Below are 24015 nucleotides of genomic sequence, written 5' to 3'. Positions count from 1 at the left end.
AGATGTTACAAAAGTGAAGGCATAGTAGCTTTTGTCGTAATCCGCGTTAAGGATGTTAAGTGAGTGTTTAACAACACTAATGTTGGGTGGTACCGCGGGAATCTCTCTCGTCCCATTTTGGGATAAGGGAGATTTTTTTGCGTTTTAGAACATATGATCGCGTTTTAGTTAACTGTTTAAGGAGGAAGTAGGAAATGTCATTTGACCATAACAAAATAGAAGAGAAATGGCGCAATTATTGGATTAACAATAAAACTTTTGCGACCAACACGCAATCAAATAAAGATAAGTTTTATGCGCTGGATATGTTTCCGTATCCGTCAGGGGCGGGATTACATGTTGGGCACCCTGAAGGCTACACAGCGACTGATATTTTATCAAGAATGAAACGTATGCAAGGTTTTGAAGTGCTGCATCCAATTGGTTGGGATGCATTTGGCTTACCTGCTGAACAGTATGCGTTGGATACGGGGAATGACCCGGCAGTTTTTACGGAGCAAAATATTCAAACGTTTCGCCGTCAAATTCAAGAGTTAGGCTTTTCCTACGATTGGGATCGTGAAGTGAATACGACAGATCCTGGATACTATAAATGGACGCAATGGATATTCTTAAAACTGTATGAAAAAGGTTTAGCTTATGTGGACGAAGTTCCGGTAAACTGGTGCCCGGCACTAGGGACTGTACTAGCTAACGAAGAGGTTATTGATGGTAAAAGTGAACGTGGTGGTCATCCTGTCGAACGAAAACCGATGAAACAATGGATGTTGAAAATCACCGCTTATGCAGATCGTCTTTTAGAAGACCTAGATGACTTGGACTGGCCGGAAAGCATTAAAGATATGCAAAGAAATTGGATTGGCCGTTCAGAAGGGGCAGAAGTTACCTTTGAAATTGCGGATTATCCAGGAGATTTTACCGTTTTTACTACGAGACCTGATACACTATTCGGTGCTACTTATGCAGTTCTCGCTCCTGAACACCCATTAGTAGATAAAATTGTCTCCGCTGAGCAACAACAAGAAGTAACGGGATATATCGATAAGGTGAAAACAAAGAGTGATTTAGAAAGAACGGACCTTGCCAAGGATAAGTCAGGTGTATTTACGGGTGCATATGCGATCAATCCAATAAACGGCAATAAATTACCGATTTGGGTAGCAGATTATGTACTTATGACATATGGGTCGGGTGCGATTATGGCGGTTCCTGCTCACGATGAACGTGATTTTGAGTTTGCTAAGAAATTTGATTTAGATATTATTCCTGTTTTAGAAGGAGGAAATGTAGAAACAGAAGCCTTCACAGGGGATGGTAAACATATTAATTCCGGGTTTTTAGATGGATTGAATAAAGAAGATGCTATTAGCAGAGCAATCGACTGGTTGGAAGATAAGAATGTAGGTAATCGTAAAGTAACCTACCGTCTTCGTGATTGGTTGTTTAGTCGTCAACGTTACTGGGGAGAACCAATTCCGATTATCCATTGGGAAGATGGTTCTATGTCGGCAGTTTCTGAAGATGAATTACCAATTGTATTACCAAAAACTAGTGAAATAAAACCGTCTGGAACTGGTGAATCACCATTAGCTAACATTGATGAGTGGGTTAATGTGGTTGATACTGAAACAGGGATGAAAGGTCGTCGTGAGACAAATACAATGCCGCAATGGGCTGGTAGCTGCTGGTATTTCTTGCGTTATGTCGATCCTCATAATACTGAACAGCTTGCAGATTATGAAACGCTCAAAGAATGGTTGCCTGTTGATGTTTACATCGGTGGAGCAGAACATGCGGTATTACACTTGCTGTATGCTCGTTTCTGGCATAAATTCCTTTATGATATCGGAGTAGTACCTACGAAAGAGCCGTTTCATAAGCTGTATAACCAAGGTATGATTTTAGGGGAAAACAATGAGAAGATGAGTAAATCAAAAGGTAATGTTGTAAACCCTGATGAAATCGTCCAATCACATGGAGCAGATACACTTAGACTGTACGAAATGTTTATGGGACCACTAGACGCATCTGTGGCCTGGAGTACAAACGGGTTAGATGGTGCCCGACGCTTTTTAGATCGCGTATGGCGTTTGTTTGTTACAGACAATAACACGCTTTCTGATAAAATAACAGAGGTGGATAGAACGGATGCTTTAGAAAAGTTCTATCATGAAACGGTAAAAACTGTGACACAAAACTTTGAGGATTTACGTTTTAATACAGGTATTTCTCAAATGATGGTTTTAGTCAACGAAGCATATAAGGTTGATGAGATTCCACGTAGCTATGTGGAAGGATTAGTGAAACTGTTATCTCCTGTTGCTCCTCATTTATCAGAAGAATTATGGCAGTTGTTAGGACATCAAGAGACGTTGGCTTATGCGCAATGGCCAACATATGACGAAGCTAAATTAGTTGAAAACGAAGTCGAAATTGTCATTCAGATCATGGGGAAAGTAAGAGCGAAAATAATGGTGGATAAGAACGCATCAAAAGATGAAATTGAACAGAAAGCATTGGAAGACGTAGCAATTAAGGAACGAATTGAAGGTAAGACTGTAAGAAAGGTAATTGTTGTACCTGGCAAATTAGTTAATATTGTTGCAAATTAACACAAAAAGAACGACTGCTGAAACTAGAAGCAGTCGTTCTTTTTAATATCTGATCAAGTACTTCTGCGCAACTTTTTTATGAGTAAAGAAAGCATTCCTGTAATAAAGCAAAATGAGGATTGAATAAAAAAAGCCCTCTTGGTATGATACGAGGTGTCCAGAGCTGATCAGCAAAAAGGACCCTTAAATAAACCAAGGAGGACTATCATGCATTATAAACAAAATGAAAAGATATTACAACTGTCTGAACAAACTCTAATTATTGGAGTGGATATAGCCAAAGAAAGGCATGTTGCTCGCGCTCAAGATTACCGAGGCATACAATTTGGAAAAGTGCTGTACTTTGACAATAGTTTGGAAGGCTTTCAACGATTCGAGTGTTGGAGAAATGAGTTAGCGGGACAGCACAATAAAAGTGATTGGATCATCGGTATGGAACCTACCGGCCACTATTGGCTGCCACTCGCCTATTGGTTAGTGGAAAAACAATATAAAGTAGTGGTGGTTAATCCGGCACACGTGAAGAAGTCAAAAGAGCTGGATGATAATTCGCCAACGAAGAATGATGTAAAAGACGCTCGAGTGATTTCGCGCTTGATTCAAGATGGACGATACGCTGATCCTCACTTACCGGAAGCCATTTATGCAGATCTTCGGGAAGGGATGAATATGTATGAGCAGTTAATGAAAGATCTTCAAGCTGTTCAAGGGCGTGTTCATCAATGGTTGGATCGGTTTTATCCAGAATATACGAAAGTCTTTGCGAATTGGGAAGGGAAAGCATCGATTCAACTATTAAAACTAGGTTTATTCCCTGAAGAGGTAGCCAAAATGGATGAAGAACACCTTCTACTAGAAATACGCAAAGAAGTGAAACGCGGAATTGGATTGAAAAAGATCCGCCATCTAAAAGAAGTATCAAGTGAATCCGTTGGGATTAAAGAAGGAAGAAAGAGGGCGAGGGTGAAAATCCACACCTTGATGGATCAATATGCCCTCCTCCATCAAAAAATAAATGAAGTGTTGGACATGGTAAAAGAATTAATTAGACCGATTCCTGGTGTGAAAGAAATGACCGATATAAACGGAATAGGCGAGGTAACCGTTGCCTCATTCCTAGCAGAAACCGGGGATCTAAACAAGTATACTCATCCTGAACAGATCATTAAGTTAGCGGGGTTAAACTTAAAGTTAGCTACGTCAGGTAAATATAAAGGCCAAACCGTGATTACGAAGAGGGGATGTCCTAAATTACGATCCCTATTGTTTAAAGTCGTGTTGCCTTTAATTAATCATAACCCTGCATTTAAAGCATTATATGGTTATTTTACGACCAGGAAAGAAAATTCGTTGAAGAAAAAGCAATCCATGATAGCACTATGTTGTAAGTTGATTCGCATATTATTTACAGTTGGAACGAAAAAAGTGCCATTTAGTCCCGAAAAGATGTTGCATGATATTCCGCATTTTCGCTTACAGCAAGTAGCCTAAAGATATAACGATGTCACCTGTACGAAGTGAAGCTTAATTAGACGTTTATGTTGAATGAAATTTCCCAAAAAAGAAGCACGGAGCAACCGGCAAGTTTTTATACAAACGGGCTATGACCCTGCAAGAAAGCATCGCCGAGCCCACTTCATGGATAGACCGAACGAAGGAATGTATGCGCAATGACGCTGTGAGATGTGGGAGGGTTTGTCGCCATGAGTAGTGTGGGAATATAGGTGCGATCATATCAATAATTACCATTATTTCTCAAAAGAGAAGTATGGCTTATTAACTGCACCCTTCTACACAAAAAACGTTCTCTATATCCATAAAAAGGGAAAAGATTCTTCTTGAATAAACTGAAATCCTAAGCTAAACAGAGGAAACAAGAGATTTCGTTAGAATAAAGAGGGAGTATATAATCCGCGGTATCAAAGGATTTTGAACTGTGATAAGGTGTTTGTATGGAGACAAATATACTAAAAGAAATGCTATTTGATGATCATCAACATTGGGAAACCTTCAAGGAAACGTATGGAGATAGAATCCGCCCTGTCGTGATCAAGGAGGTAGAAAAATTTAGAGACTGTGGGGATATGAAAAAAGGATTTAAGCTCTTTGTTTGTGAAGGTTGCCATGAGACAAAGCACGTTCCCTATCGATGTAAAGGACGCTTCTGTACGACTTGTGCTGTGGGGGAAAGTGAAGAGTGGAGTCGTTTATTAAGCGAAGGTGTGTACCAAGTGAACCATCGCCATGTGATTCTCACTATTGATGAAGATTTACGAGATATATTCCTGTTGCACCGAGAGTTGTTAAAACCATTGATGGACGAAGGGGTACGATTGATTCGTGAATTCTTTGAAGAAAAAAGCAAGGTAACTCCCGGCATTATCGCTGGACTCCATACGTTTGGTTCCACATTGAATTTCAATCCACATGTACATATGTTAGTAACCATGGGCGGGATAACGAAACGGGGAGCGTGGAAAGTGTATGACTATATTCCTTATACAAGGTTACGAAAGCAATGGCAAACTGTTGTGTTAAAAATGATTCGTGCTTATTTGTCTCCAAAAGAAAAGAAGAAAGTCCAAGGACGATTACAGAAGGCGTTTAGTGCTAATGGAGATGGTTTTTATGTGTACGCACCGAAAAATCGAGGAAATGTAACCGAACAATTACGCTATATCGGGCGTTATATGCGACGACCTGCGATTGGTCTGAACCGGATTGTGGCATATGATGGTGATTTTGTGACGTTTACATATATGGATAAGAAAACAGGGGAAGAAGAAACCGAAACCATGATGGTAGAAGAGTTCATCAAGTGTCTCATTCGGCATATTCCGGATGAACAATTTAAAGTCATTCGTCATTATGGCATCTATTCACGCAGAAGTAAATCTATCTGTAGAAAGCTGATCGAAAAGTGGCAGGAGAGAGTAGATCGCATCCTCTTGAAAGTAAAAAAGACACTTCGTCGTCAAACATGGAGAGAGCGCGTAATCGCTAGTGGTGGGAAAGACCCTATGGTTTGTCGTCATTGTGATAATTATTATGAATATATGGGAGAAGTGTGTCTCGATAACGAGCAGTTAGACATAAAAGTAGCTATCAATCAAGAAGCCCAAGCCTATTTAGAAAGGATGATACGTTATCTCACGAGTACCGAAAAACCAAAAAAAGAAAAAACAGAAGAAACAAAAAGGAAGAGATCATTTACAGCCATCCAAAAGCCAACAAGCCGTCAACTATCATTGTTTGGCTTGTCATGAAGAAGAAAAAATCCCGTACAGTGTGGTACGAGATTTCGATATCATGGATGGAGGAGATCCAAATGTTCCCCCACAGTTTAGTTGTGAAAAGTGCGGAGGAGAAATGTATCCGGAGTATTACAAAGGCTTTCGAGGCCAGGAATACAGACTTTCGGATGTCCTCTCATCTTGACAAAGGACCGGGTGGGCTTTCCCGGTTTTTCTTAGATGTTCGTGAGACGGCGCATTAATAGTTGGTCGGGTAGGATGAATTTTTAAGTTTATTTTTTGATAAAAGTTATTGACTTTTAAATAGAATGTCTGTAATATAGTTTAGGTCGCCTCATAAAAGATGATTTAAAACGTATTGACATAAATTAAGCTTTTTGCTATAATTTATTTGTCGCTTCAATAGGCGATTTAAACATTTTGATCTTTGAAAACTGAACAAAACAACCAGTATGAATTAATAAACAAGCTAGCTTATAGAAGCGAGCGCAAGTCAACTTTATTGAGAGTTTGATCTTGGCTCAGGACGAACGCTGGCGGCGTGCCTAATACATGCAAGTCGAGCGCGGGAAGCTAACTGAATCCTTCGGGAGGACGTTAGTGGAACGAGCGGCGGACGGGTGAGTAACACGTGGGCAACCTGCCTGTAAGACTGGGATAACCCCGGGAAACCGGGGCTAATACCGGATAATACATTGCTTCGCATGAAGGAATGTTGAAAGATGGCCTTTGGCTATCACTTACAGATGGGCCCGCGGCGCATTAGCTAGTTGGTGAGGTAACGGCTCACCAAGGCAACGATGCGTAGCCGACCTGAGAGGGTGATCGGCCACACTGGGACTGAGACACGGCCCAGACTCCTACGGGAGGCAGCAGTAGGGAATCTTCCGCAATGGACGAAAGTCTGACGGAGCAACGCCGCGTGAACGAAGAAGGTTTTCGGATCGTAAAGTTCTGTTGTTAGGGAAGAACAAGTGCCGTTCGAATAGGGCGGCACCTTGACGGTACCTATCGAGGAAGCCCCGGCTAACTACGTGCCAGCAGCCGCGGTAATACGTAGGGGGCAAGCGTTGTCCGGAATTATTGGGCGTAAAGCGCGCGTAGGCGGTTTCTTAAGTCTGATGTGAAATCTTGCGGCTCAACCGCAAGCGGTCATTGGAAACTGGGGAACTTGAGTGCAGAAGAGGAGAGTGGAATTCCACGTGTAGCGGTGAAATGCGTAGATATGTGGAGGAACACCAGTGGCGAAGGCGACTCTCTGGTCTGTAACTGACGCTGAGGTGCGAAAGCGTGGGGAGCGAACAGGATTAGATACCCTGGTAGTCCACGCCGTAAACGATGAGTGCTAGGTGTTAGGGGGTTTCCGCCCCTTAGTGCTGCAGTTAACGCATTAAGCACTCCGCCTGGGGAGTACGGCCGCAAGGCTGAAACTCAAAAGAATTGACGGGGGCCCGCACAAGCGGTGGAGCATGTGGTTTAATTCGAAGCAACGCGAAGAACCTTACCAGGTCTTGACATCTTCGGATGTCCCTAGAGATAGGGAGTTCCCTTCGGGGACCGAATGACAGGTGGTGCATGGTTGTCGTCAGCTCGTGTCGTGAGATGTTGGGTTAAGTCCCGCAACGAGCGCAACCCTTGATCTTAGTTGCCAGCATTAAGTTGGGCACTCTAAGGTGACTGCCGGTGACAAACCGGAGGAAGGTGGGGATGACGTCAAATCATCATGCCCCTTATGACCTGGGCTACACACGTGCTACAATGGATGGTACAGAGGGCAGCGAAACCGCGAGGTCAAGCAAATCCCATAAAACCATTCTCAGTTCGGATTGCAGGCTGCAACTCGCCTGCATGAAGCCGGAATCGCTAGTAATCGTGGATCAGCATGCCACGGTGAATACGTTCCCGGGCCTTGTACACACCGCCCGTCACACCACGAGAGTTGGCAACACCCGAAGTCGGTGGGGTAACCTTTGGAGCCAGCCGCCGAAGGTGGGGCCAATGATTGGGGTGAAGTCGTAACAAGGTAGCCGTATCGGAAGGTGCGGCTGGATCACCTCCTTTCTAAGGATTATAGGAACACCTTTTACAAGGTGACAAAATCATACTTGGTTGTTTGGTTCAGTTTTGAGAGATCAATTCTCTCTTGAACTTGTACCTTGAAAACTAGATAAGAATAATCAGGACGTGGAAGCAACTGCTGGTCAGCTGTGGAAACGAAACTGATGACAAGACATCAAACAATAACCAACGACTTTTTCATTGAAATGAAGTAATAATAGTTAAGTGAAGAAGGGCGCACGGTGGATGCCTTGGCACTAGGAGCCGATGAAGGACGGGACAAACACCGATATGTCTCGGGGAGCCGTACGTAGGCGTTGATCCGAGAATTTCCGAATGGGGAAACCCTCTGCTCGTCATGGAGTAGAACATTTATCTGAATCCATAGGATAAATGAGGCAGACCCGGGGAACTGAAACATCTCAGTACCCGGAGGAAGAGAAAGCAAACGCGATTTCCCGAGTAGCGGCGAGCGAAACGGAATTAGCCCAAACCAAAAAGCTTGCTTTTTGGGGTTGTAGGACACTCCTTTGGAGTTACAAAGAAATACATTAGACGAAGTGGTCTGGAAAGGCCCATCACAGAAGGTAACAATCCTGTAGTCGAAAATGTATTTCCTCCGGAGTGGATCCTGAGTACGGCGGAACACGTGAAATTCCGTCGGAATCCGGGAGGACCATCTCCCAAGGCTAAATACTCCCTAGTGACCGATAGTGAACCAGTACCGTGAGGGAAAGGTGAAAAGCACCCCGGGAGGGGAGTGAAATAGTACCTGAAACCGTGTGCCTACAAGTAGTCGGAGCCCTTTTATGGGTGACGGCGTACCTTTTGTAGAATGGACCGGCGAGTTACGATCCCCTGCAAGGTTAAGTGGAAGACACGGAGCCGCAGCGAAAGCGAGTCTGAATAGGGCGTTTTAGTAGGTGGTCGTAGACCCGAAACCGTGTGATCTACCCATGTCCAGGGTGAAGGTCAGGTAACACTGACTGGAGGCCCGAACCCACGCACGTTGAAAAGTGCGGGGATGAGGTGTGGGTAGGGGTGAAATGCCAATCGAACACGGAGATAGCTGGTTCTCTCCGAAATAGCTTTAGGGCTAGCCTCAAGGCATGTATGTTGGAGGTAGAGCACTGATTGGACTAGGGGCCCTTACCGGGTTACCGAATTCAGTCAAACTCCGAATGCCAATCATATTACCTTGGGAGTCAGACTATGGGTGATAAGGTTCATAGTCGAAAGGGAAACAGCCCAGACCGTCAGCTAAGGTCCCAAAGTATACGTTAAGTGGAAAAGGATGTGGCGTTGCACAGACAACCAGGATGTTGGCTTAGAAGCAGCCATCATTTAAAGAGTGCGTAATAGCTCACTGGTCGAGTGACGCTGCGCCGAAAATATACCGGGGCTAAACGTATCACCGAAGCTACGGATTGATCTACGATCAATGGTAGGAGAGCGTTCTAAGTGCAGTGAAGTCAGACCGTGAGGACTGGTGGAGCGCTTAGAAGTGAGAATGCCGGTATGAGTAGCGAAAAAGAAGTGAGAATCTTCTTCACCGAATGCCTAAGGTTTCCTGAGGAAGGCTCGTCCGCTCAGGGTTAGTCGGGGCCTAAGCCGAGGCCGAAAGGCGTAGGCGATGGACAACAGGTTGATATTCCTGTACCACCCAATTCCGTTTTGAGTGATGGGGGGACGCAGAAGGATAAGGAATGCGCACCATTGGATGTGTGCGTTGAAGCAGTAAGTGAGTCAGATAGGCAAATCCGTCTGGCAATCACAAGCTGTGATCAGGAGGGAAATATAGTACCGAAGTTCCGGATTTCACGCTGCCAAGAAAAGCCTCTAGCAAGGAAAAGGGTGCCCGTACCGCAAACCGACACAGGTAGGCGAGGAGAGAATCCTAAGGTGATCGGGAGAACTCTCGTTAAGGAACTCGGCAAAATGACCCCGTAACTTCGGGAGAAGGGGTGCTTCTTTTGCGAGAAGCCGCAGTGAAAAGGCCCAAGCGACTGTTTAGCAAAAACACAGGTCTCTGCGAAGCCGTAAGGCGAAGTATAGGGGCTGACACCTGCCCGGTGCTGGAAGGTTAAGGGGATGCGTTAGCATTAGCGAAGCGTTGAACCGAAGCCCCAGTAAACGGCGGCCGTAACTATAACGGTCCTAAGGTAGCGAAATTCCTTGTCGGGTAAGTTCCGACCCGCACGAAAGGTGCAACGACTTGGGCACTGTCTCAACGAGAGACCCGGTGAAATTATACTATGCGTGAAGATGCGCATTACCCGCGACAGGACGGAAAGACCCCGTGGAGCTTTACTGTAGCCTGATATTGAATGTTGGTACAGCTTGTACAGGATAGGTGGGAGCCTGAGAAACGTGAGCGCTAGCTTACGTGGAGGCACCGGTGGGATACCACCCTGGCTGTATTGACCTTCTAACCCAGAACCGTGATCCGGTTCGGAGACAGTGTCAGGTGGGCAGTTTGACTGGGGCGGTCGCCTCCTAAAATGTAACGGAGGCGCCCAAAGGTTCCCTCAGAATGGTTGGAAATCATTCGCAGAGTGCAAAGGCAGAAGGGAGCTTGACTGCGAGACCTACAAGTCGAGCAGGGACGAAAGTCGGGCTTAGTGATCCGGCGGTACCGAATGGAAGGGCCGTCGCTCAACGGATAAAAGCTACCCCGGGGATAACAGGCTTATCTCCCCCAAGAGTCCACATCGACGGGGAGGTTTGGCACCTCGATGTCGGCTCATCGCATCCTGGGGCTGTAGTCGGTCCCAAGGGTTGGGCTGTTCGCCCATTAAAGCGGTACGCGAGCTGGGTTCAGAACGTCGTGAGACAGTTCGGTCCCTATCCGTCGTGGGCGTTGGAAGTTTGAGAGGAGCTGTCCTTAGTACGAGAGGACCGGGATGGACACACCGCTGGTGCACCAGTTGTTCTGCCAAGAGCATCGCTGGGTAGCTACGTGTGGAAGGGATAAGTGCTGAAAGCATCTAAGCATGAAGCCCCCCTCAAGATGAGACTTCCCATCACATAAGTGAGTAAGATCCCTCAGAGACGATGAGGTTGATAGGTTCGAGGTGGAAGCATGGTGACATGTGAAGCTGACGAATACTAATAGATCGAGGACTTATCTATATAACATGTTTCAACGGTGTTGTTGATGTCAAAAATTCTTATCTAGTTTTTAGGGTGCAACCCTAAAATACAATAGTCTGGTAGCGATAGCGAAGAGGTCACACCTGTTCCCATACCGAACACAGCAGTTAAGCTCTTCAGCGCCCATGGTAGTTGGGGCTCGCGCCCCTGCAAGAGTAGGACGTTGCCAGGCAACTAAACCCCTTAGTCAATTGACTAAGGGGTTTTTAAGATTTAACAATTACTGATGAATGGAGTTGTTAAAAAACGCCAATGGAGAAAAGAGTGTATTAGATAAATGTCCATAACGCAGGGGATCTTACGTATGTTGATTCAGGAATCTATTATGAAATAGACATAAAAATTCTAGTAAATAGTATCATTATATAAATAAAGTTAAAAGAAAGGTGTAGACGAAATACGTCTACACCTTTCTTTTAATTCAATGATTCCCAGGCAGCGTGCATCCCTGCTACACGTCCCGTTACCATAGCAGATGTAATATTGTAGCCTCCAGTATATCCATGGATATCAAGCACTTCACCACAAAAATATAGCCCGTTCATTAATTTTGATTGCATAGTATTTGGAACAACTTCTTTAATAGAAACACCACCACCCGTAACAAATGCTTTCTTCAATGGCAGACTACTGTGTACATAAAATGAAAATCCCTTTAGATCATCTATAAAACCTTCAAATTTCTCACGGGAAATATTGGCATTTTTTAAAGTGAGCGATATATCACCTCTATCTAATAGAAAGTCCAGATATCGCTCGGGTACCAGCCCTTTTACTGTATTTTTAAATGTTTTCTTCGGACTTTCCTTCATTATTTTTGTTAATTGTTCAGTTAGACTATGCTTTGTTTGATCTGGGAGCGCATCAATAGTTACATTAACTGCTTTATCACCACTCATGAATTGTTTTACAATGTATTGCGAACAACGTAAAACAGCCGGACCTGAAATGCCGAAATGCGTAAATAACATATCCATTTTGTGTTCAATAATTTGTTTACCTTTATGGTTATAAACAGACAGACCAATATTTCTTAAAGAGGTACCTTGTAATAGGCGCTTTTGGATAAAAGATTCATTAGACGTAATCGGTACCTCCGTTGGATATAATTCAGTGATGGTATGTCCCGCTTTTTTTGCCCATGGATAAGCATCCCCGGTTGAACCAGTGTGGGGAACGGCTTTACCCCCGGCAGCAATGATTACAGCTTTCGTCGTTATTTTTTCTTTGTCTTGTAATATAATTTGATGCTCTTTATCTCCATAATCAATAGCTTTGACCGTCGTGTTTTTTCTTACGGTCACATGCAGCTTATCAAGCTGATTAAGAAGAGCATTAACTACATCACTAGCCTTATCACTTACCGGAAACATTCGACCATGGTCTTCTTCCTTTAATCCTACCCCTAATCCTTCAAAATAGTCGATGATGTCATAATTATCGAAAATAGAGAATGCGCTATATAAGAAACGACCATTTCCAGGTATGTGCTTGATTACTTCATCTGCGGGCAATCGATTGGTGACATTGCATCTGCCGCCTCCCGATATCGCTAATTTCTTGCCTAATTTATTTCCTTTATCTATTAATACGGTGTTGGCACCCTGTTCAGCGGCAGCTATTGCCGCCATTAAACCCGATGGACCTCCACCAATTACGGTAACATCTACTGTCATTCTGATACTTCCTTCCGAAAAATTACTGTATTCAAAGTTTATCTTAAATGGGTCAGATTCACAAATTATCTGTCGAATATTTATACATTCAGACCATTGCTATGTTAAAATAGTAACGTTATCTATCTAAAAGAATTAAGGTGAATGTATGTCAAGCTCTAACTTCCTACGTGGAACACTCTTGCTGACAGTAGCAAGTTTTTTGTCGAAATTCCTGGGAATGATTGTTGTTATTCCTTTAACTAATATGGTGGGCGAAACGGGAATGTCTCTGTATCATATCGCTTATACCCCATATACGATTATGCTAAGTGTTGCAACTGTCGGCGTACCGATGGCTGTTTCTAAATATGTAGCCAAGTACAACGCAATTGACGATTATTATACAAGTATGAAAATGTTACGGGCTGGTACGCTGTTAATGTTTATCACCGGCTTTATTGCTTTTCTGATTATGTTTTTTGGTGCAGAACTATTTGCAAAATGGACATTAGGTTCAGAGGGTTCTGAAAATATAACGGTTGAGGATGCAACATCAGCAATCAAAATGGTTAGTTTTGCTCTCATCATTATCCCTGGAATGTCCATTATGAGAGGGTTCTTTCAAGGGAATAACTCGATGGGACCAACCTCTGTATCACAGGTCATCGAACAATTAGCCAGAGTTATCTTTCTCATTTGTTCGGTGTTTATTATATTAATTATTTTTGATAAAGAAATACCAACTGCTATTAATTTTGCAACCTTTTCCGCTTTTATCGGTGCAATCGCAGCATGGGTGGTCTTACTCATTTATTGGAAAAAACGTAAGCCATCGTTAGATATGGCTGTCGAACAGCAACGGCATATTAATGATATTCCCATTAAGGAAATGTTTAAGGAATTATTCCGATACTCAGGTCCTTTTGTGTTGGTCGGAATTTCCATCCCGTTATATCAACAAATCGATCAATTTACATTTTACCATGCGATGGAGAAAATCGGGCGGGGAGACATTGCTGATATAGCCTTTTCTGCATTTGCCAGTCAAGGCCATAAATTAGTGATCATCCCTGTTACTATTGCAACAGGGATGTCCTTAGCGCTCATCCCTGAGATATCTAAGGCGTATAATACTAATCAAATCGATAAATTAAAAGGGCAAATCAATCAAGCCTTACAAATTATTATGTTTTTTGTCTTACCAGCAGTAGCCGGTCTTGCAATTCTTGCTGATCCAATTTATGGTTCTTTGTTTGGGGTGGATCAACTGGATATTACTGGTCCCTTGTTTGCCTGGTACACGCCATTAGCGATAACTTTTGGTTTATTTACGATAACGTCATCGATTTTACAAGGGATCGAAAGACAGAATTTCACATTAATCAGTTTGTCTGCGGGTCTATTAACAAAAATCTTATTTACTTCATTATTCATACAGATTTTTGATGCAAAAGGTGCGATTATTGCGACCATGCTTGCGACCAGTATTGCGGTATTGCTGAACTTATGGCAAATTAAGCGATCTATTGAAATTAATTATCGGAAATTTTACAAATTATCGTTTTTAATGTTGATATTCACAACGATTATGATTATTGTCATTATGATTATCAAGTTTATATTAGGTTTATTCCTCGATTATCAAACTGTCCGCAGTCATGCCGTCATCGTGATGATTCTTGGCGTCAGTATTGGAGGAGGGATATACTTATATTTAGGTTATGCCTCTACATTGTTCGAGCGCATTACCGGAAGAAGAATTGCAATCATAGACCGATTGCTTGGCAGATAAAAAGAGGAGGTGCTGACCATCCGACTGGATAAGTTTTTAGCCAATATGGGGTATGGAAGCCGCAAAGAAGTAAAAATATCTGTTAAAAAGAAAAAGATTACGGTCAATAACGAGGTTGTCCGAAAAGCGGACATTCATATTGATCCTGATAAAGATGAGGTCGCCTTCAACGGTACAATCATCGAATATAAGGCCAATATTTACATTATGTTAAATAAACCAGGAGGCTATTTATCAGCAACAGAGGACAGTAAGCAAAAGACGGTGCTTGATCTGATTGCGGAACGGGATAAGGTGTTAGAACCTTTTCCTGTCGGCCGCTTAGACAAGGATACAGAAGGCTTACTGTTATTAACTAATGACGGTCAGCTGGCACATGATTTATTATCACCAAACAAACACATTACGAAAACATATATCGCTAAACTGGATAGAGATATATCAGACCATGATGTACAGTTGTTTGAGAAAGGTATTACGTTAGACGATGGGTATATCACGAAGCCGGCGGTACTTCGAAGGATAGAGGATAAAGAAGTAGAAATTAAGATAACAGAAGGCAAGTTTCACCAGATTAAACGAATGTTCGAAGCTCTAGATAATAAAGTGTTATATTTAAAACGAGTGGCAATGGGGAATGTTCAGCTGGATGAAAGCTTAAAGCTAGGAGAATATCGGGAATTGACGGAAGAGGAATGGCAGCAATTACAACAGAAATAAAATACCAGTATATGAATTATACTGGCAAAGGATATATAGTCATTAATTTTTAAGATATTTTTACTTTTTTATTTGTGATTTTCCAACTTCCCCGATTTGGACTGTTTACAAGCCCGTTGTATGCTAGCAAATGTAAATCTCGCTGCACGGTACGATCTGTAATACCAAACTCTTCTGCAATTCGACTCGTCGTGACAGGTCCATTCTCTCTAATGAACAAATATACGGCCTTCACACGAGTTAGCATGCGGGTGGTTGATTGACTCAAAAAATCACTCCTTCAAAGTATTCAGTGAAACTTTGTTAAAGTATATTCATGATGTACTTATTATTTTACACTTGAATGAATAAATTTTCTACAGATAAGTTGCGAATTTACAGATAATTTAAAATTCCGGAGGTGATCAGGTTGTTTATTTTGAGGCAGGTACTTAAAAAAGTGATAAAAATTCCGAATTATTTATTATTTTTTTCCAGTGTTTTTTTAGTTGTCGGCGCTTCCTGGCTGATTGTTCTGATTGAAGAGGAGACGTTCCACACTTTTTTCGATGGTTTCTGGTGGGTCATGACAACTGTAACAACGGTAGGATATGGTGACTTGTATCCGGTAACAGTAGCAGGAAGATGGCTTGCATTGTTTTTGTATATTATTGGAATAGGACTTATTGGAGTTGTGATCGGTAAAATTATTGATGGTTTAGCGATCTACCGAAAAAAACGACAAGAGGGTGATATCGTGTATAAAGGAAAAGGTCACTATATTATTATCGGATGGTCACAAAAAGCAAAATTTGCTATTAAGGAGATGCTGGCAACAAATGAACATATCGAAATAATCATTATTGATCAGTTAGAGAAAGCACCGCTACTTGATTCGAATATATTTTACATAAAAGGAAATGCTTCAGAAAAGGCACCACTCGAAAAAGCAAATATTAAAGAGGCTAAATCTGTACTTGTCTTTGCTGATGATACGATACATGATGGGCAGCTGGCAGATGGAAAATCATTGTTGATTGCCTCTACTATTGAAGAGATGGCACCTGAAGTTCATACAATTGTGGAAATAATGGAGGAAAGTCATATTAAAAATTTCCAATACATGAAAATTGATGAGTTTATTATTTCAAATGAAACGATTTCATCATTATTCGTTCGATCCGCTTTCCAAAAGGGAATTTCTAATATCTTTGGACAATTGCTGCGACGTTCAGAAGGGGACGATCTTTTTCATGTTCCGAAAGCACCTGAGTGGAAAACGTATCGAGATGCTTTCGAAGCTTTGTTAAGCCAAGGGGCCACTCTAGTGTCTGATCGTCATCAATTAAATATTAATCGCATGTTAGATCAGCCTCTTCCTGATGATGCAGAATTATACGTCATTTGTGATCAAGTGACGTTTGAGCAAATTATAAGGAGTTGACTTCATGTCTTCCTATCAAGAGAAACATTATTTCATTGCATTTGAATTGGATCAGTCTGCAAAAGACTGGCTGCATCTAATTCAACAACGGTTGGTACCACATCTTTCCTATAAACAATGGGTGCATTCAGATGATTTTCATATCACATTGCAATTTTTGGGTAGTGTAACGGAAGAGACTTTAGAATCCGTATGCTTACAATTAGAAAAAATCAATCCAGCCCCATTCACGCTAGAAATCGGAGGCATAGCTACGTTTGGTAAAGAAGATATGCCGCGAGTTTTGTGGGTGGGGGTAGAGAAATCCGAAAGCATATTGCAAGTGCATCAACATGTAACTACAGCTATTTCTCCGTATGTCAAAATAGACGAGCGAGCATACACGCCACATATAACCTTAGCAAAAAAGTGGGCTGCAGCTACACCAATTGCAGATAAGCACGTTTTACATGAACCAACCGGATCTAGAAAAGTTTCGATCACCAAGGTAGTTATTTATGAAATCAATCCTGAAAAAAAACCGAAATATCATGTGTGGCGACAGTTTGAATGGAGGTGAAGCTATGTCACAATTGATAAAACTTGACAACTATATTTCACGATATGAACGAGATATCTTTCATTATCCAAGCCAGTTTTCTCGACTAAAAACAGAGAACTGGCAACGGCTTAAACAATTATGGCAAGACCAGGTACTACACAATGTAACAACAACAGAAATGGAACAAGAAGCGTCTCAAGCCAGTTATTTTACGAAGTGGCGCTCGTTTTTTAACAGCCGGTCCGATATGGAAGAAGAGTCAGATGAGATTGAGGTACTTCCAGAGACAGAAGAGGCATTAAAGCAATACTTCCTTGATGCGTTATTTCCTTTTCAATTAAAATGGGCTTCAACAACAATTGATCAAATGTCATTCATCGACAATACGTATAAGCAGGATTTTCTGCTGAAATATTTTCTGCAACGGATACCGGACACACATTTATTGTTATATAGGCCTGTCTTCCGCTTGAAAAATGGTCCGATAGAAGGCGAAATTATACTGATTAGTCCATTAGAAATAGAAATCATCACTTTAATTGAAAAACCGAGTACGCAACGTATAATCACTGGTGATTCACGAACATGGTATCTGGAGGAGTTCCATATTCAGAGTAAAGCTCTTAGTCCAATGATTGCAGCGAAAAGAACAGAAACGATTATTCATAGTATATTAAAAAAATATCAGCTGGATTTTCCGGTGAAGAAAGTGATCCTGTCACGTACTAATATAATGGATTTTCAAACAGAGCCATATCGAACGAAATTTGTAGATGCCAATCAGCATGAAAATTGGCTTAAGCAAAAGCAAACATTATACACACCATTAAAGCATCAACAATTAAAAGTAGCGGAAGCTTTATTAAAGCATGGTGATTCAATAGCTGTTCCGAGACCGGAGTGGCAACAGCAGGAATCGACACAAATTCTATGAAATAGACAATAATATTAATATTTTTTGTCGAAAATTAAATTTTCTCTTGAAATTATACCTTATTTTGCGTTAATCTATTATTACTAGTCCCTTTTTAGAGAGAGAAAGAGATTACCAGATTATCAAGAGGAATTGAGGGTGACAGCTTTGGAACACATTCTAGGTGAAGATTGGACAATTATACCTGCGGGCGGTTCAACTGGCGCGGCTTATTATGCCCAATCGGATCAGAAGAAATTATTCTTAAAACGCAATTCATCTCCATTTTTAGCTGTTTTATCGGCTCAGGGAATTGTTCCTAAATTAGTTTGGACAAAACGTTTAGAGAATGGTGATGTCGTTACAGCTCAACAATGGCTAGACGGAAAAGCTTTAAATATTGAAGAAATGCAGCACCCTAAAGTCGCTAAATTGTTAAGTAAGATCCATCATTCCTCTGAATTGTTAGACATGTTATTGCGTATTGAGAAATCAACGATCATTCCGGATCAAATGTTAGTGAGAGTAAAACAGTTTGTGCAAGGAAGTAAACAGGCGCGTCGTTCACTAACCATTTATAAATCGATAAAATATTTAGAGAAACGCTTATTTGATGTTTATTGTGATCAACAGGTCGTTTGTCATTGTGATTTAAACCACCATAATTGGATGCTTTCTGATAATGGAGAGCTCTATTTAATTGATTGGGATAATGCACGTGTTGGAGATCCTGCAATGGATATCGGCCGTATCTTACAATCCTATATTCCACAAGAGGATTGGAAACAATGGCTTGATCATTACGGAATTGAAAACAATCGTCATCTTATGCAACGGATGCACTGGTATTTAATTATTGAAGAAATTATTGGCTATGTTTGGGCCGAAAATGGATATCATAGTGAAGAAGCTAATTCGCATCTTCATGAATTGAATCAGCTTCTTGAGCAGATTAATAATTGGAATCTTTAATTACCTGTAACCATTGTTTAATATCGGACTGGTAGCTTGTTATATGATCATCTAAGTTAGCTGAATTTGCTCCCTGTGAGCCATATTGATTAATACCGTCTAATATTTGACTCAAATCATTTTTGGGAAGCGATGGATTCTGTTGAAGAGAGTTAATTATTCTCGATATTTGTTCACATTCGGAAGTACTGCCACAGCATTCTTCCGCATGAAGGCTTAAAATATCATGTAATAAATCTAATTGATTATTGATAGTTAACGACATATTATCAACCCCACCTTTACCGTTAGTATAACGAGATGGGTTAATTTTATACGATGAACAATTAACTTGGCTTTTGCTTATAAACTGGCAAAAGCCAATTTCATGTATGACCACAAATAACGATAGACAAACTAAATTAGACACTTCTTAAAAGGAGCGGAAACATGAGAGCGAGACATAAACCATGGGCAGATGATTTTTTAAAGGATAACACAGAAATAATCGAATTAAACCCAGCAGCATGCAAGGGGAATTGGAAACAAGAAATAAGCCAGGGCAGACCGATCCATCTTGAAATCGGAACAGGTAAGGGAAGTTTTATCGATGGCATGGCCGCCAATCATCCTTCTGTACATTTTGTAGGTATGGAATTAGTGAAAAGTATTATCGTTTCTGCTGTGGAAAAGGTGAAAAATACAGAGCGTTCCAATGTAACGTTTATCAATGATAATGCAGAGAAATTGACGGAAATATTTGCTGAAAATGAAGTGGATCAACTATACTTGAATTTCTCTGATCCATGGCCAAAAAATCGTCATGAAAAAAGAAGGTTAACCTTTCATACCTTTTTGTCACAATATCAGCAAATTTTAAAACCGGGCGGACAATTGGTGATGAAAACAGATAACCGTGGTCTTTTTGAATATTCACTAGTTAGTTTATCCCAATTTGGCTGTACATTGGAGGAAGTAACTTTTGACTTGCATCAATTGGAGGACCCGATGAATGTGATGACGGAATACGAGGAGAAATTCTCGGCAAAAGGACAGCCAATATATCGCTGTTGCGTGTCATTCCCAAAATAAATAGTAGAAGGCTGAAATGCAGTGAGGTGTGAAACAACTGTATTTCCGCTTTTTTTATAAGTCAAGAAAGTATAAATTTTGGGCTATATGATGTTCGCTGACAGAAACGGCCACGTCCGGCTCCAGCGCCCAGAGACTAGGCGACTTCGCGAAATCGCCCTACGATAAATCATCATCGATTCGCAAGCTCACCGTGATTCCTTTATCTCAGTTGATTCGCTCCACTCGCTACGTCTCTAAACGGGCGCTTGCGCCTTTGCTCTCGATAATAAAATAGCGGAAAGGCGTCACTTTGGCGTCGCTGTTTTCCGCTAAGAATGAAATATTGACTACTTTAATTACATAAGTAAGTTTACCCATGTTGGGGAAAGATCTCGATCAATGTACCTGTATAGGCATCTACAAAAAATTCATATGGTACGTCTTTGCCGTCTATTTGCTTGGTTATACCACCATGGTAGACATCATATTGGATATTATTTTTTTGATGCAATTCAGGTTTCATATAGATCCATGATCCACTGACTTCAAATTGTCTCTGATAAATTGCCTTCACCATCTTTAAGACATTCTCTGGTTTCAACCGCTGTTTTTGGTCTAATTGTTTTCCCAGTATGTAACCAACAATAAAAGCAAAAACCACTATAAATATGTTTTTTCTATTCATTTTTTTCACTCCATCCATTTATAAAATGAAAAATTATGTATATTCATCATAAGAATAATATGTTCGAAAATGCAAGTAATATGCCAAACCTCATTCTAATTACTTAGTGTATTTGCTTTTCGATTAAAGATGAATCATGGTATAGTGATTAGTAGAAAGGGTGACGTATGATGAATAAGGAAACATTACAATTATTTCGAACATTAACAGAATTACCAGGCGCTCCTGGTAATGAACATCAGGTCCGAGCATTCATGAAACAAGAATTAACGAAATATGCCGATGAACTGGTACAAGACCGTCTAGGTGGTGTTTTTGGTCATAAGAAAGGAAATGGACCAAAAGTGTTAGTAGCTGGTCATATGGATGAAGTAGCATTTATGGTGACACAAATTACCGCGAATGGCATGATCCGTTTTCAGCCTTTAGGAGGCTGGTGGTCTCAGGTGTTGTTATCACAACGAGTGGAAATACATACGGAAGAAAAAGCAGTCATCGGAGTAGTTGGATCGATACCACCACATAATTTAACGGCTGCAGAACGATCAAAGCCGATGAAGCAAGAGAATATGTTGATCGATATAGGCGCTGACGACAAAGAAGATGCTATTAGAATGGGTATCAAACCAGGCCAATCAATTATTCCGGTTTCTGCATTTACTCCGATGGCAAATGAGAAGAAGATTTTGGCCAAAGCATGGGATAATCGTTATGGTTGTGGTTTAGCTATTGAATTATTACAAGAATTACAGGGACAAACCGTGCCTAATGATTTATATAGTGGTGCTACTGTTCAAGAAGAAGTAGGGTTGCGTGGTGCCAAGGTAGCCGCTAATATGATTCAGCCTGATATTTTTTATGCATTGGATGCCTCACCAGCGAATGACATGTCTGGCGATGAAAAAGAATTTGGTCAATTAGGAAAAGGAGCACTGCTTCGTATCTTTGACCGTTCAATGATTACTCATCACGGTATACGAGATTTTGTATTAGATACAGCAGAATCAAATAAAATTCCGTACCAGTATTTTATTTCACAAGGTGGTACAGATGCAGGTAGTGTTCATTTATCTAATTACGGTGTACCATCGGCCGTAGTCGGCATTTGTTCCCGCTATATCCATACACACGCATCGATCATACATGTCGATGATTATCAGGCTGCGAAAGAACTGCTCGTGAAGTTAATTAAAACAACAGATCAAGCCACTGTTGATTCAATCAAACAGGGGTAAGAATGATGAAGATCATAATTGGAACATATAATCAAGCTAAAATGAATGCCGTTAAAGATGTTTTTTCAGAAGCAGAAGTAATCGGAGCGGACGTAGATTCCAAGGTGGACTCCCAGCCCAGAACGGATGAAGAAACACTTGCTGGAGCTATCAATCGTGCAAAGGCAAGCAGGATGCAAATCGAAGATGGTTATGGGATTGGTCTGGAGGGCGGCGTAATGCTGATTGGCGACCAATTGCACCTTTGTAATTGGGGAGCACTTGTCACACCTGATCATCAATTATTTGTAGCTAGTGGTGCAAGAATACCGCTCCCAGATTCTATTGCGGAGCTTGTCATGAACGGACGAGAACTTGGAGATGTCATGAAAGAATGGACGAAGCTGAAAGATATCAGACATCATCAAGGTGCTATTGGCATTTTTACCAATGAGTGGGTATCCAGAAAGGAAATGTTTATCCACGTTGTAAAGTTGTTAGCTGGCCAATTAGCCTATTATGCAAAGTCTGAATAAATGGCATAATTTTTCTCTTGTGAAATTTTCAAAACATAGTATGATAGTAAAGGGGGTAAATAGGACTAAATTTCAGGAGGATTTATTATGAGAATGGAGAAATTTGGATTTCTGACTGTTTCGATATTGCTCATTTTCGTCATAGCTATGAGTATATGGTCCATTGAACCAACAGAAGAAGTCTTAACAGAAGCAACGGATGTAGCAGAGAATCAATTTGAACAAGAAATAAAAGACCCTAATGAAGAGTTAGATCATTTCTCTTTATTTGTACCAGAAGGATTTGAAGTGGAAGAACAATCACAGAATAATGTGATATTAACAAAAGATAATCAAACGTACATTTTATTTTATAATAAATTGGAATCGGATACGAGCAAATTAAATTATGAAGCAGCAATGGAAATGGAAGATCATGATAAGCTTGTTTCATTTGAAGATCAGGACCGATTTGGTTATATTAATATTGCAGAACGTGATGATCAATTTGAGGTGCAACTTGGTGTCGGTGGAGTGAAAGTGACTACCATCAGCTCCAAACAAGAATTAACAGAAGATGTGAAATCCATGATGAATATGGCTAATTCACTTGCATATGTAGAAGAGATGGGAGCATCATAAAAATAATGAGAACATTAAAGACAGAACAAGAATATCATCAATTAAAGGGCGAAGAAAAAGTTATTTTTTTATTTTCAGCAGATTGGTGTCCAGACTGTCGTGTAATTGAACCTTTCATACCAGAAGTAGAGGAAAAATTCTCCGACTATCTATTCGTATACGTGGATAGAGATCAATTTATTGATGTTTGTGTTGCCAACGATATATTTGGCATACCAAGCTTTGTGGCTTACGACCAAGGAGAAGAATTAGGCCGGTTCGTCAGTAAGGACAGAAAAACGCAAGAACAAATCGAGCAGTTTATTCAAGAGCTGTCATGATGTTATGAAACAAAGAAAAAGACTGGAACTAAGCATAGCGTACTAGTCCAACAAACCGAACAGAACGAAAAAATGTCATCCGTTGACATATCGTTCTGTTCGGTTTTCTTTATATGGTGGGAAGTGAAATTTTAGCAATGATGAAGCACGACGAAGTGAAAATTTAGTATGTACCAAGTATAAGGCATTTTTTACAAAGAAAGCACAATCATGGCTGTAAGCATGCTTAATAGGAAGATGGGTTCTTATAATATGGATAATGTCAGGACTGTATTGCAAAGTGGTCATTTTGAAATATTTTATCTGCTTAGCAAAGCTCTGGAGATAGGCTCCGCGTCCTTTGGGCACGGCTACTACTTGAAATACATCTGTGCTGCCATGTGCCGAGGAAGCCCACTTCGAAGCGATACTTGAAGACACAGGCACAAATGAAGTGGATCTTCAGCTCGCGCTGATTCCACGAGAGTCTCCGCCTATTTCCTACACTTGA

The 24015-nt window shown here is 41.1% G+C and carries 18 protein-coding genes, 3 rRNA genes and 1 other annotated feature (1 of these 22 cut by a window edge); of the genes, 17 read left to right on the top strand and 4 right to left on the bottom strand.

Translation table 11 applies throughout. From position 1 onward, the window contains the following. Positions 1–118 (top strand) — a binding site (T-box leader); it begins 94 nt to the left of the window's first position. A 76-nt stretch (positions 119–194) separates the two neighbouring features. The 6 genes from leuS (at position 195) to rrf (ending at position 11249) form a co-directional block, all read left to right on the top strand. Next, positions 195–2612: a leucine--tRNA ligase gene (leuS, locus tag MUN87_RS05520; RefSeq protein ID WP_244746661.1), complete on the top strand. Its 2418-nt coding sequence runs from the start codon at positions 195–197 to the stop codon at positions 2610–2612. A 207-nt stretch (positions 2613–2819) separates the two neighbouring features. Further along, the gene (locus tag MUN87_RS05515) at positions 2820–4103 is read left to right on the top strand and encodes an IS110 family RNA-guided transposase (RefSeq protein WP_244746660.1); all 1284 of its coding nucleotides are present in this window, start codon (positions 2820–2822) and stop codon (positions 4101–4103) included. A 461-nt stretch (positions 4104–4564) separates the two neighbouring features. Continuing rightward, entirely contained in the window at positions 4565–5878 is a 1314-nt protein-coding gene (locus MUN87_RS05510) for an IS91 family transposase (protein WP_244746659.1), read from the top strand. 486 nt (positions 5879–6364) lie between these two features. After that, a 16S ribosomal RNA gene (locus tag MUN87_RS05505) occupies positions 6365–7927 on the top strand. A 216-nt stretch (positions 7928–8143) separates the two neighbouring features. Further along, a 23S ribosomal RNA gene (locus MUN87_RS05500) occupies positions 8144–11056 on the top strand. 76 nt (positions 11057–11132) lie between these two features. Further along, positions 11133–11249 (top strand): 5S ribosomal RNA (gene rrf, locus MUN87_RS05495). Together the 16S, 23S and 5S rRNA genes form the textbook arrangement of a ribosomal RNA operon. A 244-nt stretch (positions 11250–11493) precedes the next feature. Here the strand turns inward: rrf and MUN87_RS05490 are convergent. Next, complete coding sequence (locus MUN87_RS05490; RefSeq protein ID WP_244746658.1) at positions 11494–12753, bottom strand: BaiN/RdsA family NAD(P)/FAD-dependent oxidoreductase; 1260 nt, start codon at positions 12751–12753, stop codon at positions 11494–11496. A gap of 148 nt (positions 12754–12901) precedes the next feature. Between MUN87_RS05490 and MUN87_RS05485 the strand changes: the two genes are divergently transcribed. Continuing rightward, positions 12902–14527: a putative polysaccharide biosynthesis protein gene (locus MUN87_RS05485; RefSeq protein WP_244746657.1), complete on the top strand. Its 1626-nt coding sequence runs from the start codon at positions 12902–12904 to the stop codon at positions 14525–14527. Positions 14528–14545: 18 nt separating this feature from the next. Further along, positions 14546–15247, top strand: coding sequence for a pseudouridine synthase (locus tag MUN87_RS05480; RefSeq protein ID WP_244747895.1), 702 nt, complete (start codon positions 14546–14548; stop codon positions 15245–15247). Positions 15248–15296: 49 nt separating this feature from the next. Here MUN87_RS05480 and MUN87_RS05475 read toward each other — a convergent pair whose 3' ends face one another. Then, positions 15297–15515 carry an HTH domain-containing protein gene (locus MUN87_RS05475; protein ID WP_244715884.1) on the bottom strand — a complete coding sequence of 73 codons (219 nt, stop codon included), beginning with the start codon at positions 15513–15515 and terminating at the stop codon, positions 15297–15299. Between the two features lie 141 nt (positions 15516–15656). On the opposite strand from MUN87_RS05475, the gene MUN87_RS05470 reads away from it, so the two are divergent. The 4 genes from MUN87_RS05470 (at position 15657) to MUN87_RS05455 (ending at position 19096) form a co-directional block, all read left to right on the top strand. Further along, positions 15657–16670, top strand: a complete 1014-nt coding sequence (locus MUN87_RS05470; RefSeq protein ID WP_244746656.1) for a potassium channel family protein — start codon at positions 15657–15659, stop codon at positions 16668–16670. Between the two features lie 4 nt (positions 16671–16674). Next, positions 16675–17229, top strand: coding sequence for an RNA 2',3'-cyclic phosphodiesterase (thpR, locus tag MUN87_RS05465; protein WP_244746655.1), 555 nt, complete (start codon positions 16675–16677; stop codon positions 17227–17229). 4 nt (positions 17230–17233) lie between these two features. Next, entirely contained in the window at positions 17234–18145 is a 912-nt protein-coding gene (locus tag MUN87_RS05460) for an NERD domain-containing protein (protein ID WP_244746654.1), read from the top strand. A 147-nt stretch (positions 18146–18292) separates the two neighbouring features. Next, complete coding sequence (locus MUN87_RS05455) at positions 18293–19096, top strand: phosphotransferase (RefSeq protein ID WP_439649660.1); 804 nt, start codon at positions 18293–18295, stop codon at positions 19094–19096. Here the strand turns inward: MUN87_RS05455 and MUN87_RS05450 are convergent. Beyond that, the gene (locus tag MUN87_RS05450; protein WP_244746652.1) at positions 19077–19361 is read right to left on the bottom strand and encodes a YtzH-like family protein; all 285 of its coding nucleotides are present in this window, start codon (positions 19359–19361) and stop codon (positions 19077–19079) included. The two genes, MUN87_RS05455 and MUN87_RS05450, sit on opposite strands and share 20 nt — an antisense overlap. Before the next feature lie 164 nt (positions 19362–19525). On the opposite strand from MUN87_RS05450, the gene trmB reads away from it, so the two are divergent. Then, positions 19526–20167, top strand: coding sequence for a tRNA (guanosine(46)-N7)-methyltransferase TrmB (gene trmB / locus MUN87_RS05445; protein WP_244746651.1), 642 nt, complete (start codon positions 19526–19528; stop codon positions 20165–20167). 352 nt (positions 20168–20519) lie between these two features. Here the strand turns inward: trmB and MUN87_RS05440 are convergent, their stop codons facing one another. Continuing rightward, positions 20520–20834 (bottom strand): PepSY domain-containing protein, encoded by a 315-nt coding sequence (locus tag MUN87_RS05440; RefSeq protein WP_244746650.1) that lies wholly within the window; start codon positions 20832–20834, stop codon positions 20520–20522. 170 nt (positions 20835–21004) lie between these two features. Here MUN87_RS05440 and MUN87_RS05435 point away from each other — a divergent pair, with 170 nt between their 5' ends. The 4 genes from MUN87_RS05435 to MUN87_RS05420 all read left to right on the top strand — a co-directional run bounded on the left by MUN87_RS05435 (position 21005) and on the right by MUN87_RS05420 (position 23525). Further along, complete coding sequence (locus MUN87_RS05435) at positions 21005–22069, top strand: M42 family metallopeptidase (RefSeq protein ID WP_244747893.1); 1065 nt, start codon at positions 21005–21007, stop codon at positions 22067–22069. A 5-nt stretch (positions 22070–22074) separates the two neighbouring features. After that, positions 22075–22584: a DUF84 family protein gene (locus MUN87_RS05430; protein WP_244747892.1), complete on the top strand. Its 510-nt coding sequence runs from the start codon at positions 22075–22077 to the stop codon at positions 22582–22584. Positions 22585–22671: 87 nt separating this feature from the next. Next, entirely contained in the window at positions 22672–23205 is a 534-nt protein-coding gene (locus MUN87_RS05425; protein ID WP_244746649.1) for a hypothetical protein, read from the top strand. Between the two features lie 5 nt (positions 23206–23210). Continuing rightward, a complete protein-coding gene (locus MUN87_RS05420; protein WP_244746648.1) occupies positions 23211–23525 on the top strand; it encodes a thioredoxin family protein in 315 nt (104 codons plus the stop codon). The last annotated feature ends 490 nt before the right edge of the window (positions 23526–24015 follow it).

The organism is Gracilibacillus salinarum (genome assembly GCF_022919575.1).
In the GTDB taxonomy this organism is placed as follows: domain Bacteria; phylum Bacillota; class Bacilli; order Bacillales; family Amphibacillaceae; genus Gracilibacillus; species Gracilibacillus salinarum.
The sequence above is the reverse complement of the archived record's forward strand: the minus strand, read 5'-3'. Positions and strand labels throughout refer to the sequence as shown.